The sequence below is a fragment of the Micromonospora luteifusca genome, assembly GCF_016907275.1.
GTDB lineage: Bacteria > Actinomycetota > Actinomycetes > Mycobacteriales > Micromonosporaceae > Micromonospora > Micromonospora luteifusca.
In genome coordinates this window covers 3504048-3516635 of sequence record NZ_JAFBBP010000001.1, presented here as the reverse complement: position 1 = coordinate 3516635, position 12588 = coordinate 3504048, and the positions used below count along the sequence as shown (strand labels likewise).

The following is a 12588-nucleotide window of genomic DNA, read 5'->3' as shown; positions in this document are numbered from 1 at the left end:
CGGCGACGGCTCGCCGCCTCAACGGGCCCTGTCGGTCGGATCGCGCTAGGCTGGCCGGGTGGATCGTGCCGAACTGTCCATCACGCTACACCGAACGGGCGATGAAGCAGTCCTGCGCCTGGCCGGTGAGATCGACATGCTCACGGCCGCCCAGCTCTCCACGGTGGTGAACGAGGTGCTGGCCGACCCGCCACCGAAGATCGTGCTCGATCTTGGCGGCGTCACCTTCTGCGACTCGCAGGGCCTGGGCACGCTGGTGGTGCTCAGCCGCAAGGCCAGCCACGCGCAGAGCCTGCTGATGCTGACCCACGTGGGTGATTTCCTGATCCGCGTCCTGGACATCACCGGCCTCCGCAGCGCCCTGATGATCCGCAACGACCAGCCCACCGGCTAACCCCGCCCCCTCCCCGCCCCGCCCCCTCCCGGCCCCCACCTCAGCGCTTGTTGATCATGAGGTTATTGCCATCCGCCTCGGCGTGTCAGGGCAATAACCTCATGATCGACGAGGTCAGGCGGGGGGGCAGGCACCTGGGGGGGGTTGAGGGGTCAGGGGGTTGGGATGTCGCGTTTTTGGAAGGTCAGTAGGGCCAGAGCCAGGAGGGCGGCTGCCGCGACGGTCAGGGCGACCAGCGGGGTCACGGACCAGTCCTGACCGAGGACCTGCGGGGTGTGGGTGAACGGGGAGAGATCCAGCGCCCACTGGTCCAACTTCAACACCGCACCGAGCTGACCGAGCAGCAGACAGCCGCCGAGCACCGCCCAGGCGCCCGCGGAGAAGCGGGGCAGCCCGCCGACCAGCAGCGCCGCCAGCCCGGCCAGCACCCAGGCCGCAGGCACCTGGGCCAGCCCGGCACCGAGCAGCCGCGGCAGCTCGCCGCCGACGTCGGAGACGCTGAGCCCGTAGGCCAGCCCGGTGGCGAGCCCGGTAACGGCCAGCACCACCGCCGGCCCGAACAGCGCGAAGACCAGATGCGCCGCCAGCCATCGGGCCCGACTCACCGCCGTCGCCAGCAGCGGTTCGACCCGTCCGGCGGTCTCCTCCGCCCGCGCCCGCAGCGCCGTCTGGATGCCGTAACCGGCGGCGGCCAACGCGGTCAAGCTCAACGTCCCACCGAGGTACGCCTCGGCGAGCGCGGAGCTGCCACCGAGCCGGGAAAGGATCTCGACGAGCTGCTGGTTGCCCTGCACAGCGTCACCAGCGGCGTCCGCCGCACCGCCGAGCACCAGGCCGAGCAGCCCGAAACCGACGGTCCAGCCGAGCAGTTGGCCCCGGTGCAGCCGCCAGGCCAGGCCGAACGGGCCGGCCAGCCCCGCACCGGCGGTGGCCGGGCCGAGCCGGGACGGGAACACCCCCGCGCCGAGGTCACGGCGGACCGAGACGGGGTACGCGACGAGCGCGACCACCGCGCTGAACAGCACCGGCAGCAGCAGCACCCACCAGCGCTCATCGGCGTAGGCCCGACCCCGTGCCGCCCAGCCCAGGGGCGAGAGCCAGCTCAGCCATTCGGCGCTCCCGCCGGTGCCGCCGGAACCACCGGCATCGCCGCCCAGCCGCAGCACGAAGGCCAGCCCGAGCGCGCCCAGGCCGATCCCACGGGCCCCACTCGCGCTCTCGGTGAGCTGCGCGGCCAGCCCGCCGACCGTGGCGAAGACGATCCCGGTGAGCGCCATGCCGGCGCCGAAGAGCACCGAACCCGCGCCGGGCAGGCCGGCGGCGACCAGGCCGCCGGCGGTGAGCAGGCCGAGCAGCACATTCGCGGCGTACGTCACCAGCAGCGCGGCGGTCAGCCCGGCGTACCGGCCCAGCACGGTCGCGCCGAGCAACTCCCGCCGACCGGCCTCCTCCTCGGTGCGGGTGTGCCGGACAACGGTGAGCACGCCGATCAGCCCGACGATCAGCGCCAGGAGGCCGGCCCGCTGGACGGTGAGGGCGCCGACGCTGTCGCCGTAGACCGGGCCGAGCAGGGCGACGATCGACGGGTTGCTCGCTGTGCCGGCCAGGTACGCAGCCCGCTCGGCGACGGTCGGGTACAGCCCGGCGTACGTGCTGGCGTAGCTGGCCGGCAGCACGGCCAGCAGCAGGATCCAGATCGGCAGCAGCACCCGGTCCCGGCGCAGAATGAGGCGCATCAGATGCCGGGTCCCGGTGAAGGCGGTAACTGAGCTGCCTTTCGTTCGCGACTGCGGGGCTCGCAAGCCCGGCTCACTCCGCACGCTCACGACCGCACCGCCGTCTCGGTCTGGTAGTGCCGCAGGAACAGCTCCTCAAGTGTCGGCGGCTGGCTGACCAGACTTCGTACGCCGATCTCGGTGAGCCGACGCAGCGCCGCGTCCAGCGCGACGTTGTCCACGTCGAAGCGCACCCGGTGCCCGTCCACCCGCAGGTCGTGGACACCGGCGAGGTGACCCAGCCCGTCCACATTGCCGGTCAGCTCGGCCTCGATCGAGGTGCGGCGCAGGTGGCGCAGCTCGGTCAAAGTGCCGGTTTCCACGTCCCGCCCGTTGCGGATGATCGTCACCCGGTCGCAGAGCGCCTCGACCTCGGCCAGGATGTGGCTGGAGAGCAGCACGGTGCGACCGTCGGTCTTCGCGCGACGGACCCAGTGCTGGAACACCTCCTCCATCAGCGGGTCCAGCCCGGAGGTCGGCTCGTCCAGGATGAGCAGTTCGGCGTCCGAGGCGAGAGCTGCCACCAGGCCGACCTTCTGCCGGTTGCCCTTGGAGTAGGCCCGCCCCTTCTTGCGCGGGTCCAGCTCGAAGGAGTCCAACAGCTCGGCCCGCCGGCCTGGGTCGAGGCCGCCGCGCATTCGGCCGAGCAGGTCGATGACCTCGCCGCCGGAGAGGTTGGGCCAGAGCGTCACGTCGCCCGGCACGTACGCCAACCGACGATGCAGGGCCACCGCGTCGCGCCACGGGTCACCACCGAGCAGGCGGACGGCCCCCGCGTCCGTCCGAAGCAGTCCGAGCAGTGCCCGGATGGTGGTCGACTTGCCTGCGCCGTTCGGGCCGAGGAAGCCGTGCACCTCGCCGGCACGGACGGTCAGGTCGAGACCGTCGAGCGCCCTGGTCCGGCCGAAGGTCTTGACCAGGCCGGACACTTCAATGGGAGTTTCCATATATCGGAAGCTACACTCGTTTCACAAAGTTGTGAAGACTGTGAGATCCGGGGCACCATCGGGGCCACACGAGCAGACAGGAGAGATCGTCATGGCAGCCGCTGACGGCCACGACCCGGTGCACCTCTTCGTCGAACGGATGGCGTTGACCTTCGCCGAGGTGGGTTCCCCGCGGATGGCCGCCCGGGTGCTGTTCACCGTGATGAGCTCGGACGACCCCCTCACCGCCGCCGAGATCGGCGAGCGGCTCGGAGTGAGCGCAGCGGCGGTCAGCGGCGCGGTCCGCTACCTCACCCAGTTCGGCATGCTGATCCGCGAGCCGGTCCCCCGGTCCCGCCGGGACCGCTACCGGATGCCGGACAATCCCTGGTACGAGGCCACCATCACCAAGACCGGGATCTACAAGACGTTCATCGACGTGGCCGAGGCCGGGGTGGCCGCTCTCGGCGCCGAGACGCAAGCCGGTGAACGGGTGGCCGAGATGCGCGACTTCTTCATTTTCGTCCAGGAGGAAATCGACTCACTGGGTGAGCGCTGGCGGGCCCGGCGGGCCGCCACCGGGCACATCAGACCGGGCGAGGCCTGAGCGTCAGGCGGTGTTGCCCCAGCGGGCCTGCTCGAGCATGCGTACCGCCCGGTCGCGGGCCTCCGAGTCGTCGGAACGGAGCAGGGTGGTCGCCTCGTCGACCGCGTCGGTGAGCCTCCGCCACTGCGTGTCGCGCTCCCGGACCAGATCCGACTGGGTGGCCAACTGCCGGGTCTTCACCCACAGCTCGACGAAGACCGACACCTTGGCCCGGAGCACCCACGGGTCGAACGGCTTGGTCAGATAATCCACCGCGCCCACCTGGTAACCCCGGAGGGCGAGTTGGGCATCCCGGTCAGCGGCGGTGAGGAAGATGATCGGCACGTGCCGGGTCCGCTCCCGGCGCTTGATGTGGCTCGCCGTCTCGAAGCCGTCCATGTCCGGCATCTGCGCGTCCAGCAGGATCACCGCGAAGTCGTCCACGAGGAGCTGCTTGAGCGCCGCCTCACCGCTCTCCACCGCCACGGACTGGACCGGCAGGCCCTGGAGGATCGCCTCCAGGGCCGTCAGATTCTGCCGCCGGTCATCCACGAGCAGCGCCTTGGCGATCTGGGTCACGAAGTCTCCTCGGTCCGGCTGCCGTTGATCCAGGACGACATCAATTCGATCAGGTCGTCCAGGTCGACCGGCTTGGTGATGTAGTCGCTGCCCCCGGCAGCGAGCGCCGACTCCCGGTCGCCCGGCATCGCCTTCGCGGTCAGGAAGACCACCGGCAGGTCGGCGAACCGGTGGTTGCGGCGAATCTGACGGGTGGTCTCGTAGCCGTCCTGGTCGGGCATCATGGCGTCCATCAGCACGATGTCCACCTCCGGATGCTCAGCCAACAGGCGGACACCGTCCGCCCCGTTGTCCGAGTACAGCACGGTCATCCCGTGCAGCTCCAACGCGCTGGTCAAGGCGAAGACATTGCGTACGTCGTCGTCCACGATCAACACGGTGGCGCCGTCCAGTTGACGGGTGGCCGGCGCCTCCGGGCGTTCGGTCAGCAACTCCAGCGGCGGCATCAGCAGCGACGACGGCAGACCGGCGCGCTGCGGAGACGGGAGCTGGGGCGCGACCACGGCGTCCGGGGCCAGCACCTGCGGCACGAACAGGGTGAACGTCGAACCCTGGCCGGGCGCGGACGACACGGTGATCGTGCCGCCGATCAGCCGGGCCAGATCGCGGCTGATGGACAGGCCCAGGCCGGTGCCGCCGTAGCGGCGGCTGGTTGTGCCGTCCGCCTGCTGGAACGCCTCGAAGATGATCGACAACTTGTCGTCGGAGATGCCGATCCCGGTGTCGATCACGGTGAACGCGATCACCTGCTGGGCGTTGGTCAGCGCCGGCACGTCGAAGACCGCGTTCTCCGCGGCCGGAGCGATCCGCAGCGTCACCGCACCGTTGTCGGTGAACTTCACCGCGTTGGAGAGCAGGTTGCGCAGAATCTGCTGCAACCGCTGCGCGTCCGTCACCAGCGCCGGCGGCAGATCCTTGCTGACCCGCACCTGGAAGTCCAGGTTCTTCTCCTCGGCCTGCGGCGCGAACGCCTGCTCGACGTAGCCGCGCAGCTCCGCGAAGCGGATCTCGGTCGGCTCGACGTCCATCCGGCCCGCCTCGATCTTGGACAGGTCGAGGATGTCGTCGATCAGGCGCAGCAGGTCCGAACCGGACCCGTGAATGGTCTTGGCGAACTCGATCTGCTTCGGGCTGAGGTTCTGCTCCGAATTCTCCGCCAGCAGGCGGGCCAGCAGCAACAACGAGTTCAACGGCGTACGCAGCTCGTGGCTCATGTTGGCCAGGAACTCCGACTTGTAGGCCGAAGCCCGGGTCAGCTGCTGCGCCTTCTCCTCCAGGCCCAGCCGAGCCAGCTCGATCTCCCGGTTCTTCGTCTCGATGTTGCCCTTCTGCTCGGACAGCAGAGTGGCCTTCTCCTCCAGCTCGGCGTTGGTGCGCTGCAACTCCGCCGACTGCTCCTGCATCTCGTGCGCCAGCCGCTGCGACTGGGCCAGCAGCTCCTCCGTACGCCGGTTGGCCTGGATGGTGTTGACCGCGATGCCGATGGTCAGCACCAACCGCTCCAGGAACGACAGATGCAGTTCGGAGAAGGCCGACACACTGGCGAACTCGATCACCCCGAGCAGCTCGCCCTCGAACAGCACGGGGAGCACCACCAGGTCGGACGGGGGTGTCTCGGCCAGACCGGAACGCAGGGTGAGCCGGCTGTTCGGGGAGGCGCTGACCCGGATCGTGCGGCGGGACAGCGCGGTCTGCCCGACCAGCCCCTCGCCCGGCCCGAAGGTGACGTCGTGCCCCCGCGCCACGTACCCGTAGGAGGAGGTCAGCCGCAGCCGCATGCTGCCGTCGGTGTCGTCGGCCAGGAAGAAGGCACCGAGCTGGGCGTCGACCAGCGGAGTCACCTCCGTCATGATCATGCGGCAGACCTCGCCGAGGTCGCGCTGGCCCTGCAACAGGCCGCCGATGCGGGCCAGGTTGGAGTCCAGCCAGCCCTGCTCGGCGTTCTTCTTGGTCGTCTCCCGGAGGGTGACGATCATCTGGTTGATGTTGTCCTTCAGCTCGGCGACCTCGCCCTGCGCCTTGACCGCGATCCGCTGGGTCAGGTCGCCCCGGGTCACCGAGGTGGACACCTGGGCGATGGCCCGCAGCTGCGTGGTCAGCGTCGAGGCGAGCTGGTTGACGTTCTCGGTCAGGTCCCGCCAGGTGCCGGAGACGCCCTTGACCTGCGCCTGGCCGCCAAGCTTGCCCTCGATGCCGACCTCACGGGCCACCCGGGTCACCTCGTCGGCGAACGACGACAGCTGGTCGACCATCGTGTTGACGGTCGACTTCAGCTCCAGGATCTCGCCCTGGGCGTCCACCGTGATCTTCTGGCTCAGGTCACCCTTCGCCACCGCGGTCGTCACCGAGGCGATGTTGCGGACCTGGCTGGTCAGGTTCGACGCCATCGAGTTCACGTTGTCGGTCAGGTCCCGCCAGGTGCCGGAGACGCCCTTGACCTGCGCCTGGCCGCCCAACTTGCCTTCGGTGCCCACCTCGCGGGCCACCCGCGTCACCTCGTCGGCGAACGACGACAACTGGTCCACCATCGTGTTGACAGTCGACTTCAGCTCCAGGATCTCGCCCCGCGCGTCCACCGTGATCTTCTGCGACAGGTCACCCTTCGCCACCGCCGTGGAGACCTGCGCGATGTTGCGGACCTGCGCGGTCAGGTTCGACGCCATCGAGTTCACGTTGTCGGTCAGGTCGCGCCAGGTGCCGGCAACCCCGCGCACCTGCGCCTGACCGCCCAACTTGCCCTCGGTGCCCACCTCACGGGCCACCCGCGTCACCTCGTCGGCGAACGACGACAACTGGTCCACCATCGTGTTGACAGTCGACTTCAGCTCCAGGATCTCGCCCCGCGCGTCCACCGTGATCTTCTGCGACAGGTCACCCTTCGCCACCGCCGTGGTCACCGAGGCGATGTTGCGGACCTGGCTGGTCAGGTTCGACGCCATCGAGTTCACGTTGTCGGTCAGGTCCCGCCACGTGCCGCTGACGCCCTTGACCTGGGCCTGACCGCCCAGGTTGCCCTCGGTGCCCACCTCGCGGGCCACCCGGGTCACCTCGTCGGCGAACGACGACAACTGGTCGACCATCGTGTTGACGGTGTTCTTCAGCTCCAGGATCTCGCCCTGGGCGTCCACCGTGATCTTCTGCGACAGGTCACCCTTCGCCACCGCCGTCGACACCTGGGAGATGTTGCGGACCTGGCTGGTCAGGTTGCCGGCGAGCTGGTTGACGTTCTCGGTGAGGTCGCGCCAGGTGCCGGAGACCCCGCGCACCTGCGCCTGGCCGCCCAGCTTGCCCTCGATGCCCACCTCACGGGCCACCCGGGTCACCTCGTCGGCGAACGACGACAACTGGTCCACCATCGTGTTGACGGTGTCCTTCAGCTCCAGGATCTCACCCTGCGCCGCCACCGTGATCTTCTGCGACAGGTCACCACGCGCCACCGCCGTGGAGACCTGCGCGATGTTGCGGACCTGCGCGGTCAGGTTCGACGCCATCGAGTTGACGCTGTCGGTCAGGTCCTTCCAGGTGCCCGCCACGTTCGGCACCTCGGCCTGGCCGCCCAGCTTGCCCTCGGTGCCCACCTCGCGAGCCACCCGGGTCACCTGCTCGGCGAAGAGCCGCAGGGTGTCGGTGAGGTAGTTGATGGTGTGCGCCAACTCGGCGACCTCACCCTTGGCCGACACGGTGATCTTCTGCGACAGGTCGCCCTTGGCCACCGCCGTCGACACCTGGGAGATCGACCGCACCTGGTAAGTGAGGTTCGACGCCATGGTGTTCACCGAGTCGGTGAGGTCCTTCCAGGTGCCGGCGACGCCCCGCACGTCGGCCTGGCCGCCCAACTTGCCCTCGGTGCCCACCTCACGGGCCACCCGGGTCACCTCGTCGGCGAACGACGACAACTGGTCCACCATCGTGTTCACGGTGCGCCCGATGCGCAGGTACTCACCCCGCAGCGGCCGACCATCGATCTCCAGCGCCATGTGCTGGGACAAATCGCCGTCCGCGACCGCCACGATGACCCGGGCGATCTCGGTGGTCGGTCGACCCAGGTCGTCGATCAGCGAGTTGATGGCCCGCTGCCCCTCCGCCCAGGAGCCGTCCAGCCCCTCGTCGTCGAGCCGCTCGGTGAGCCGGCCGTCGCGACCGACGATCCGGCTGATCCGCCGCAGGTCCAGGTACTGCCGCTCCTGAGACGAGACCACCTCGTTGAAGGCGTCCGCCACCTCACCGGCCTTGCCGGCGCGGCGGGGAAGCCGGACCTTCAGGTCGCCGCGACGGACCCGTCGCAGTGCCTCGGTCAATTCACCGAGGAGCGCCTCGTGGTCGGCTGCGGACGGATCCGCCACCGACTGCTTCGCCGTGGTCATCATTCCTCGCTCAACTTGGGGGCTGCCGGTCCGTGCGGACACACCGGCACCCCATATTGTGCCCGCGCGCGCCGTAGTGCCAGGGCTCGCGACCCGCCAGGTGACCCCGATTCGACATCGGATCCGCCCGATCGGCGCCGGTCCGGCACGCCACGTTCCACACCTCGCAGGTCCGCCCAACCCGGCAAGCGGACGCATCGAGGGCGGTCGCCCCACCGGGTTCCCTTCCTCTCGTCCCGGCTGAGTGGACGCGCCAACGATGATCGGCTTGGCACCTGATGGGGGGACGGTGGAGGATACGAGGGTGTCAGCCGAGGCGGGGCCCGCGACGGCCGGAGCCCCGGACGGGGCGATCCGACGCGTCCGCCTGCCCGCCGACCGCCGCACGCCGGCCGCCGCCCGCGCCGTGGTCCGCTCGGTGTTGACCGAGTCACACCTGGATGAGCTGGCCAACGAGGCCCTCCTGCTCACCACCGAGTTGACCACCAACGCCGTCGAGCACGCCCGCACCGAACTGGACATCGAGGTCGTCGCCGACGCGATCGGGCTGACCGTCACCGTCTCCGACTTCGCGCCCGGCTCTGGTGATGAGCTGACCGTCGGTGCCCGCAACGACTCCACCGAGATCGACCAGGTCTCGGAGCGGGGCCGAGGCCTGCTGCTCGTCGACCACTTCGCCAGCCGCTGGGGCACCACGTACCTGCCCACCGGGAAGGGCGTCTGGTTCCGGCTGGACCGGCCCGGTGCCGACCCGCCAGCCGAAGGCACCGACGGTGGCGACCCGCAGGTGAGCACCGACCGGTCCGCGCCGAGTGCCAGCGCGATGAGCGAACTCATGCAAACCGCCCCCGACCTGTACGCGGACGATCCGCTGCCCGACTTCGCCACCAGCCTGCTCAGCCGGGTCGCCGAGATGGTGGGCGCGGCCGGCGGCACGATCCGCCTGGACCGGGGCGACGGGCAGGGCCGGCAGGTGCTGGCCCGTTTCGGTCGGCCGCCCCGCCCGGACAGTGACTTGCTCCGGGTGCCACTCACGGTGCACCGCCCGTACGGCGGGGAGCTGGAGTTGGACGCCGCGCCGTCGGCGTACGCCCGGCCGTTGGCGGTGCTCACCGCCGAACGACTGTCGCTGCATCTGGAGAACGACCGGCTGCGCAGAGCCGACGTCCGCCGGCAGGTGTGGCTGACGTTCCTGGCCGAGGCGAGTGAACTGCTCGCCCAGTCGTTGGACGTCGACCTGACCATGGCCCTGGTCCCGCAGTTGGTGGTGCCGCGGCTCGGCCAGTGGTGCGCGGTGCACACCGCCGACGAGTGGGGTCGGCTCCGGCTGGCGGCGGCCAGCCACGCCGACGAGTCGATGCTTCCGCAACTGCACAAGGTGCTGGCGGAAACCGGGCAGGATTCGATCCAGGCCCGCCTCCGGGAGGCGTCACGCAGCGCGGCGCAGATCCCCCTCGGCGGGCCGATGGAGGGTTTCGCGGTCCCGCTGATCGCCCGTGGGGAGCGGCTCGGCACTCTGGCGGTGGGGCGGCACCAGCGGCACCGGCACGATCCGGACGAGGTGGCCGTCCTGGAGGACGTGGCCCGGCGGGCCGCGCTGGCCATCGAGAACGCCCGGATCCACGCCGAGCGCCGCCGCGTGGCGCAGACGCTTCAGCAGTCCCTGCTGCCGCCGGTGCTGCCACTCGTGGACGGGATCGGCTTCGCCGCCGAGTACGTCCCGACCGGTGACGACGCGGAGGTGGGGGGCGACTTCTACGACGTGGTGCCGCTGCCCGACGGGCGTTGGCTGGTGGTGATCGGCGACGTCTCGGGCAAGGGTGTCCAGGCTGCCGCGGTGACCGGGCTGGTCCGCGACGTGATCCGGGTGCTGGTCGGCGACGGCAAACCGTTGCCGGAGGTGTTGGCGCGGCTCAACGAGACGCTTGTCGAGCGGGGTGGCGGGCGATACTGCACGCTGGCGCTCGCGGCGGTCGGGCCGGGCCCGGGCGACGAACTGGACGTGTCGCTGCATCTGGCCGGGCACGACCAGCCGGTGCTGCTGGCCGGAGCCGGCGGCGCCGGGTTCGTCGGCACCGGTGGCACCGCGCTCGGCCTGCTCGACACGATCACCTCGCCGACCGCGAAGATCGCGCTCTCTCCCGGCGATTCGCTGATCTTCTACACCGATGGCGTCACCGAGCGGCGGCGCGGCCGAGAGCTGTTCGGCACGGACCGACTGCGGGACGCCGCCGCGCCCCTGGCCGGGTATTCGGCCGACGTGGTAGCTGCCAGGCTGCGCTCCGCCGCGATCAACTTCTCGGTCGAGCCGCCCCGGGACGACATCGCCATTCTGGTGCTGCGCAACGACGCGATCTGACCGTCACACGCGGCCAAGGAAAGGCTCTCTCCCGGGCGACCCGGGTGCTGCTGTTGGCCGGCGCGGCGGGCATCCTGCTGATGTTGGTGGTCCGATTTACCCCGCCGCTGCTGGACATGCACCGGTGGTGGTTGGACTGACCAACCCGGACGACCGACGGTGGCGTTGTCAGAGGCCGCCCGGGAGGCGTCCAGGGGCGAGTCGGTGCTCCGGATCGAGGTGCTCCCTGGCCGCCCGCAGCTGAGCCAGGCCGGCCAGTTCGCCCCAGAGGTCGACGGCCTGACGGACCGCCGCAGGAGCGGAGACCACCACGCAGCGGCCCTGCCGAGCCAGCAACACCCCTCGGACTGCGGCCAGGATGGACGCCACCCGGCCGGGAGCCAGCGCGCCGGGCAGTGCCGCGTGCACCACGCCCAGCCCGGCGGACCCGCGCACCGGCACCGGGGCGCCGGCGGCGTCGCGTAGCGCGTAGACGGCGGCGTGCAGGTCGCCGATCGGCACCTCCAGGCGCAGCGCCGTGTCGCCCGGCGCGAACGGGTAGCGGCGCCACCACGTCGGCGCGGAACGGGCGACCGTCGCCTCCCCGTGCAGCAGGCCGACCAGGCGCTCGGCGCGTTCGGTGACGTCGGCGGGGCCACCCTCCAGGAGCACCACCAGGCTGCCCGCCCGAGACGGGATGCTGGCCCGCCCGGACATCGACGGGTGGCGTTCCCGGGCGGTGGCAGCCGGGTGGCCCGGCGGGTACGGCGAACGGGGCCGAGGGGTGCCCCCGGGCAGGTCCAGCTCGATGGCCGCCGGCTCCAGGCGGGCGGCGATGATCGTCCGGACCAGGTCGTGCACCTCCAGCGGTGTCCACACCGGACGGGACACCCAGAGCCGGCTCGCCGGCAGCGGCTGCGCCCGCAGACTCGCCGAGACCAGCACACCGAGCGCACCCTGGGAGCCACAGAGCAACCGGGCCAGGTCGAGACCGGGTGCGCCACCCCCGGCGCTGACCAGCTCACCGTCGGCGGCGAGGTAGCGGAGACCGAGCAGTTGGTCGCACGGGCTGCCGTGCCGGTGCCGCAGCGGGCCGGCCTCGCCGGCGGCGAGCACCCCACCCACGGTCGCGCCGGGTGACGGGGCGTCCAGCGCCAGCCGTTGACCGGTGCGCTCCAACGTGGCCTGCACCGCCCGCAGTGGGGTGCCGGCACCCACCTCGGCCACCGGGGCGCCGACCGGCTCGTGACCGATGCCAGCCAGCCGGCCGGTGTCGAGCAGGATGTCGACCTGGACGGGCGTGGCACCCCAGTCGATCTTCGTGCCGGCACCCCGGGGCACCACCGCCAGGTCATGCGCGGCGGCCAACCGCAGCACCTCGGCCGCGGCGTGCGGGCCACCCGGCACCGCCACCCACCGCGCCGGCCGCCCCGCCACCTCGTCGGCAGGCCCGGCCAGCCGGGAGAACGGTGGGCCGCAGATCGCCGACAACCGCCTGGTGATTTCGAGGGCTCCGGATCGGCCGAGGGAACTCGCTGCTGCCGCCATGGCGCTCATCGTACATGTGTTCTAAAGCCGTGGTAGCGACTATCGGGATGCCGCTGGTCCGGCGCACAGCAGCTGGCG

Annotated in this window: 8 protein-coding genes; 3 read left to right on the top strand and 5 right to left on the bottom strand. The window is 70.8% G+C overall.

Going from position 1 to position 12588, the window contains the following annotated elements; genetic code table 11:
* The first annotated feature begins 58 nt into the window (after positions 1-58).
* A complete protein-coding gene (locus tag JOD64_RS15885; protein WP_088951070.1) occupies positions 59-394 on the top strand; it encodes an STAS domain-containing protein in 336 nt (111 codons plus the stop codon).
* A gap of 152 nt (positions 395-546) precedes the next feature.
* Here the strand turns inward: JOD64_RS15885 and JOD64_RS15880 are convergent, their stop codons facing one another.
* Both JOD64_RS15880 and JOD64_RS15875 read right to left on the bottom strand, forming a co-directional pair.
* Positions 547-2130 (bottom strand): ABC transporter permease, encoded by a 1584-nt coding sequence (locus JOD64_RS15880; RefSeq protein WP_204942941.1) that lies wholly within the window; start codon positions 2128-2130, stop codon positions 547-549.
* 86 nt (positions 2131-2216) lie between these two features.
* The gene (locus JOD64_RS15875) at positions 2217-3116 is read right to left on the bottom strand and encodes an ABC transporter ATP-binding protein (RefSeq protein ID WP_204942940.1); all 900 of its coding nucleotides are present in this window, start codon (positions 3114-3116) and stop codon (positions 2217-2219) included.
* A gap of 91 nt (positions 3117-3207) precedes the next feature.
* Between JOD64_RS15875 and JOD64_RS15870 the strand changes: the two genes are divergently transcribed.
* On the top strand, positions 3208-3702 hold the full coding sequence (locus tag JOD64_RS15870) for a GbsR/MarR family transcriptional regulator (RefSeq protein WP_204942939.1): 495 nt from the start codon (positions 3208-3210) through the stop codon (positions 3700-3702).
* A 3-nt stretch (positions 3703-3705) separates the two neighbouring features.
* Here the strand turns inward: JOD64_RS15870 and JOD64_RS15865 are convergent, their stop codons facing one another.
* Positions 3706-4260: a response regulator gene (locus tag JOD64_RS15865; protein WP_110568316.1), complete on the bottom strand. Its 555-nt coding sequence runs from the start codon at positions 4258-4260 to the stop codon at positions 3706-3708.
* Positions 4257-8624, bottom strand: coding sequence for a HAMP domain-containing protein (locus JOD64_RS15860; protein ID WP_204942938.1), 4368 nt, complete (start codon positions 8622-8624; stop codon positions 4257-4259). The genes JOD64_RS15865 and JOD64_RS15860 overlap by 4 nt, the downstream gene beginning before the upstream one ends.
* A 304-nt stretch (positions 8625-8928) precedes the next feature.
* On the opposite strand from JOD64_RS15860, the gene JOD64_RS15855 reads away from it, so the two are divergent.
* The gene (locus tag JOD64_RS15855; RefSeq protein ID WP_204942937.1) at positions 8929-10983 is read left to right on the top strand and encodes a SpoIIE family protein phosphatase; all 2055 of its coding nucleotides are present in this window, start codon (positions 8929-8931) and stop codon (positions 10981-10983) included.
* A gap of 168 nt (positions 10984-11151) precedes the next feature.
* Here JOD64_RS15855 and JOD64_RS15850 read toward each other — a convergent pair whose 3' ends face one another.
* Positions 11152-12510, bottom strand: a complete 1359-nt coding sequence (locus JOD64_RS15850) for an FAD-binding oxidoreductase (RefSeq protein WP_204942936.1) — start codon at positions 12508-12510, stop codon at positions 11152-11154.
* Positions 12511-12588 lie beyond the last annotated feature (78 nt).

Coding starts and splice junctions, on each gene's coding strand:
- JOD64_RS15850 (WP_204942936.1), bottom strand. CDS start 12,510: ATGGCGGCAGCAGCGAGTTCCCTCGGCCGATCCGGAGCCCTCGAAATC.
- JOD64_RS15870 (WP_204942939.1), top strand. CDS start 3,208: ATGGCAGCCGCTGACGGCCACGACCCGGTGCACCTCTTCGTCGAACGG.
- JOD64_RS15880 (WP_204942941.1), bottom strand. CDS start 2,130: ATGCGCCTCATTCTGCGCCGGGACCGGGTGCTGCTGCCGATCTGGATC.
- JOD64_RS15875 (WP_204942940.1), bottom strand. CDS start 3,116: ATGGAAACTCCCATTGAAGTGTCCGGCCTGGTCAAGACCTTCGGCCGG.
- JOD64_RS15860 (WP_204942938.1), bottom strand. CDS start 8,624: ATGACCACGGCGAAGCAGTCGGTGGCGGATCCGTCCGCAGCCGACCAC.